Genomic DNA, 4,761 nt, shown 5'->3' with positions numbered 1-4,761 from the left:
GAAGTTTACGTGCGGAATCTTCATCTCGGAGAAAAACCAACCATTGCATATTAAACAGTGATTATCTGGAGCGGGTATGAATATCAGAAAGTTAATTTTAGAGGGGGAAGGTACTACACTTGATTTTAAAAAAACGATCACCAGTAGCCAAAAAATAGCCAAAAGCCTGGTTGCCTTTGCCAACAATCAAGGTGGCCGGCTATTGATCGGCGTTACTGACGAAGGTAAGATCGTTGGCGTGAAGTCTGAAGATGAAGAGAAATATATGATCACCCGGTCAGCTTATCAGTTCTGCAAGCCGGCTATTGAACCTAAATTTGAAGAAGTATACATCGACGACAAGTTGGTATTGGTCGTTTCTGTAGATAAGAGCGATCTGAAGCCGCATTATGCTTTGGACGACAACAACAAGTGGTGGGTATACTACCGGGTGGAGGATAAATGTATTCTGGCCAGTAGTGTTATCTTACAGACTCTGAAAAACGAGAACAAAGCCACGGGAACGCTCATTGTATATACGGAGGATGAAAAGAAGTTGTTCAAGTTCCTGGATGAACAAGGCCGGATCACCCTCAAGCAATTCAGCAAGATCACCAGGAGCTCCCACAAGAAGGCGCAAAAGATATTGGTTAACCTCATTCTCACCGGCCTGCTCCAGCCACATACCTCCGAAAAAGAGGAATACTTTACTTTCATTAACAGCAAATAGAGTTAACTTTGCCGTTTAGTCTATTTTTTCATGCTCCTTTCTCTCTACAATAAATATAAGCCTTTTTATAGGGATAACCTTGTTCTTGCCGTACCTATAGTCGTTTCCCAATTGGGGCACACGTTGGTAAATATGGCCGACAGTATCATTGTAGGGCATTTTGCGGGAACAACGCAGCTCGCTGCTGTATCTTTAGTCAACAGCATCTTCATGCTCATCCTTGTAATCGGACTGGGCATCTCTTACGGACTTACCCCGTTAATTGCGCAGGAATTTGGCCGCAGGAACCCCGAGGAATGTGGAAAGCTATTGTCCAACAGCATCATTATCAACTTCAGCACTTCTGTCATATTGTATCTGTTTATCCATTTGGGTACGCTTTCGGTCATTGATAACATTGGCCAGTCGCCCGAAGTTGTTGCGTATGCAAAGCCGTACCTCACCTATCTCGGCTTGTCCATTATTCCGCTGATGATCTTTCAGACTTTCAAACAGTTTGCCGAAGGTCTTGGCTTCACCAAACAAGCCATGTTTATTTCCATTTGGGGCAATGTACTGAACGTTGTACTCGGAATTATATTCGTGAAGGGCATGTTCGGAATCAGCCCGATGGGCGTTAAAGGTGTTGGCTTAAGTACGCTGATCGACCGTTCGGTAATGGCCCTGGTGATGGGTGCTTACGTCATGAGATCACAGCATTTTAAAATATACCTCAGGGGGTTCCGGCTGTTTTTTATAGATAAAGTCAGGACAGTAAGAATCCTAAAGATCGGTGCTCCGGTGGCCATGCAATATGCCTTCGAAATTAGTGCTTTTAGTGGTGCCGCCATATTGATCGGAACGATCGGTGCGGTACATCAGGCGGCGCACCAGGTATCGATCAACCTTGCTGCCGTTACCTATATGCTTGCAAGTGGTATTGCTTCAGCGGCCACGATAAAGACAGGCAACAACTTCGGCCAAAAAAGTTATGAGAACCTGCGCAAATCTGCAATCGCAAGTTACCACGTCGTGATTGTTTTTATGAGCATAACTGCCATCGTGTTTGTCCTTGGAAATACCATACTGCCCCTGATCTACACAACGGATAAGGCGGTCATTGCCATCGCCGCCCAACTGCTGATCATTGCTGGCTTCTTTCAGTTGTTTGATGGTACGCAGGTGGTCGGTTTAGGTGTCTTAAGGGGCATTGGTGATGTCAATATTCCCACCCTGATCACGTTCGTCGCCTATTGGATCATCGGCATTCCGCTCGGCTACTTTCTGGGTATCACGATGCAACTCGGTGTAAATGGTATATGGTACGGGCTAACCATTGGGCTGCTTACCGCCTCTTTATTATTGTTTCTCCGCTTCCAGAATAAAACACGCGGACTTATCGCCCGAATCTAAACGCCTGTCCACCCTGCCTTATTCCTGAGGTACGGTATCGAATTACGCAAAAGCATCAGATTTTTATGCCCAATCTGTCGCCGGGTACGGACACGTTTTTGGAAAATTTCTGATTATTAGTTTATACCAGATTTTAATATAAATTTGTTTAAACTATTTATGACGCACTTGATTAACTCTCTCTCTAAGCATTCGGAAACCAGTGCTTTAACTAAAAAAATTATCCAGAATGAAGTCCGTAAAGCCAACCTGATCAGGTGCTTTATGATCACCGGCTTAATTGGCCCCATCGCCCTGGCTTTATCATTTTATTACAGCCACTATTCACCGGATGCCGCTGTATCTTTCATCGATTGGAAAAGGTCCATTCTCGACCTGAATATTTCCATCGCTGCAATCAGTACGGTCCTCTTCGTTGCCACGCTCATCGCCTACAGCAAACCGAATTTCAAGGTACTGAATAAGTACCTTCCCCACGTGATCCTGATGACCATGTCATTATGGGGTACCATCTGCTCCGTGTACGACGAAGCCATCACCAGTTCTATACTCGCCTTTCTGCTGATCTGTGTGCTGAGTTCAATCGGCTTGCTGATCCATCCGCTAAGGCTACTCTTCTATTTAACCCTGATATACTTGATCTTTTACATCGGATTGATCAATACGCAGAATGATGCAACCATCTTACTTTCGAAGTTGTCGATCGGGTTGATCACGATGATCGTATGCCTGGGGCTTGCCACGATCCAATGGCGCAGCAACCTCACCAGGTTCAAACAGAGACGGCTGATAAAAACACAAAAGAAAGAGCTGGAAAAAAACTATGAACAGCTTTTGGCTACTTCTGAAGAACTCAAGAAGGTAAACCAAAGTAAAGACAAGTTCTTTTCCATCCTCGCACATGACCTCCGGGGCCCGATCTCCTCTACCCTGGCCCTCACCCATTACCTGGAAGAGGGGTTGTTTGACAAGGATGAGGCAGAAAGAAAACGCCTGTATAAACTGCTGCAATCCAGTTTGGATACAACGTCAAAGCTGCTGGAGAACATTCTGCTGTGGTCCAGGAGTCAGACAGGTAACATTTCTTTCAAGCCCATTCAGATCAATCTGTATGACTGTCTTCAGAGTAATATTGAATTTCTTAGAATTGTAGCTGCACAAAAAGACATTCAAATCGTGAATAAGGTCGACCCTGCGATGACCGTTGTCGGCGACTCCGATATGATGAATACCATTTTCCGGAACCTGCTTTCAAATGCCATTAAGTTTACCCCAAACCTTGGTAAGGTCGATATCGTGTCGGCATACGTTGCAGATACCTCTTCTGAGAAAAAGACGATCGCTGTTTCTGTTATTGACTACGGTATCGGAATGAGCCCCAAAACTTTGGGAAGCCTGTTTCAGGTAGAGAATAAAACCGTTTTCCCCGGAACCAACAACGAGATTGGGACGGGTTTAGGCCTGGTGCTCTGCAAGGAATTCATCCTTAAACACAATGGCAGAATCACCGTAGAAAGTGAATTTAAGAAAGGCAGCACCTTTACCATCACCTTACCGGTCTAACTTAATTCCACATTAAGTCTCCCGTTCTTCGTCGCGTTTGTTTGCATAATAAGTATCTTCGGGTTTCATTACGAGGATTCACAAAAAGCAAACACTAACCTGAATAGCATGGAAGCTGAATTAGCAAATCAATTCAAAGAAATATATGGTACAGAGCCGGCAGCGACATACTTTGCGCCCGGCCGCGTAAATTTAATTGGTGAACACATAGATTATAATGGAGGCCTGGTTCTGCCATGCGCCATTTCACTTGGTACTACATTGTGCATTGCCCCCAATAAGGATAACGTCATTCGCTTTGCCAGCGTTAACTTTCCGGAGCAGCACACCATCGATGTACAGAAGTCCTACGTTAAAAACGGCTCCGATTGGTACAACTATCCATTGGGTATAATCAACTACTTCAATTCAAAAGGGCATAACATCAAAGGATTCAACTTGTTGTTTCATGGAAACATTCCGATTGGCTCGGGTCTGTCCTCCTCTGCATCTATCGAGGTTGTAACTGCATTTGCGCTGAATGATTTCCTTGGTCTGGGTTTCAGCAGGCTCGAGCTTGTGCAGCTGTCGCAAAATGTCGAGAATGAGTTTATGGGTGTAAACTCAGGCATTATGGACCAGTTTGCGGTAACTTTCGGCGCCGAAAAGCAAGCCATCCTTTTAAATTGTGATACCCTGAAGTTCAAACTTATCGATTGCAACGTTGGGAAATATACACTGGCGATCATCAATACGAACAAATCGCGGAAACTGTCCGAATCGAAATACAACGAACGTGTTGCCGAATGTCAGCAGGCACTCGCCGACTTAAAGCAGGAAATTACGTTGCATAACCTGTGTGAACTGACCGCAGAGAAGTTCGCCCTGCACAAACACCTGATTAAAGATCCCGTGGTCTTGAAACGTGCAACTCATGTGATCTGTGAGAACGACCGGGTGAATCTGGCTGCGAAGGCTCTCAATGAAGGTGACATCACAGTATTTGGTAAGCTCATGTATGCTTCTCATGCGTCCCTCCGGAACTTGTACGATGTAACCGGAATAGAACTGGATACTATCGTCGATTTCTGTAGCGACTATGATCATGTCATTGGTGC

At 44.9% G+C, this 4,761-nt stretch carries 4 protein-coding genes; all 4 read left to right on the top strand.

Annotated features, from left to right (window positions below):
- Positions 1-76 precede the first annotated feature (76 nt).
- Complete coding sequence (locus tag ACKI5J_RS11940; protein WP_407429704.1) at positions 77-709, top strand: helix-turn-helix domain-containing protein; 633 nt, start codon at positions 77-79, stop codon at positions 707-709.
- A gap of 30 nt (positions 710-739) precedes the next feature.
- Complete coding sequence (locus ACKI5J_RS11935; RefSeq protein ID WP_407429703.1) at positions 740-2,101, top strand: MATE family efflux transporter; 1,362 nt, start codon at positions 740-742, stop codon at positions 2,099-2,101.
- A 159-nt stretch (positions 2,102-2,260) separates the two neighbouring features.
- Entirely contained in the window at positions 2,261-3,664 is a 1,404-nt protein-coding gene (locus ACKI5J_RS11930; protein ID WP_407429702.1) for a sensor histidine kinase, read from the top strand.
- 108 nt (positions 3,665-3,772) lie between these two features.
- On the top strand, positions 3,773-4,761 hold a 989-nt coding region (locus ACKI5J_RS11925; protein ID WP_407429701.1), incomplete at its 3' end, for a galactokinase.

Source organism: Arcticibacter sp. (assembly GCF_045629565.1).
Lineage (GTDB): Bacteria > Bacteroidota > Bacteroidia > Sphingobacteriales > Sphingobacteriaceae > Arcticibacter.
Note: the sequence above shows the minus strand (reverse complement) of the source record. Positions and strands in the feature narration are given on the sequence as shown.

Bases quoted from the DNA above. Each gene is read 5' to 3' on its own strand.
- ACKI5J_RS11940 (WP_407429704.1), top strand. From the start codon at position 77: ATGAATATCAGAAAGTTAATTTTAGAGGGGGAAGGTACTACACTTGAT.
- ACKI5J_RS11935 (WP_407429703.1), top strand. From the start codon at position 740: ATGCTCCTTTCTCTCTACAATAAATATAAGCCTTTTTATAGGGATAAC.
- ACKI5J_RS11930 (WP_407429702.1), top strand. From the start codon at position 2,261: ATGACGCACTTGATTAACTCTCTCTCTAAGCATTCGGAAACCAGTGCT.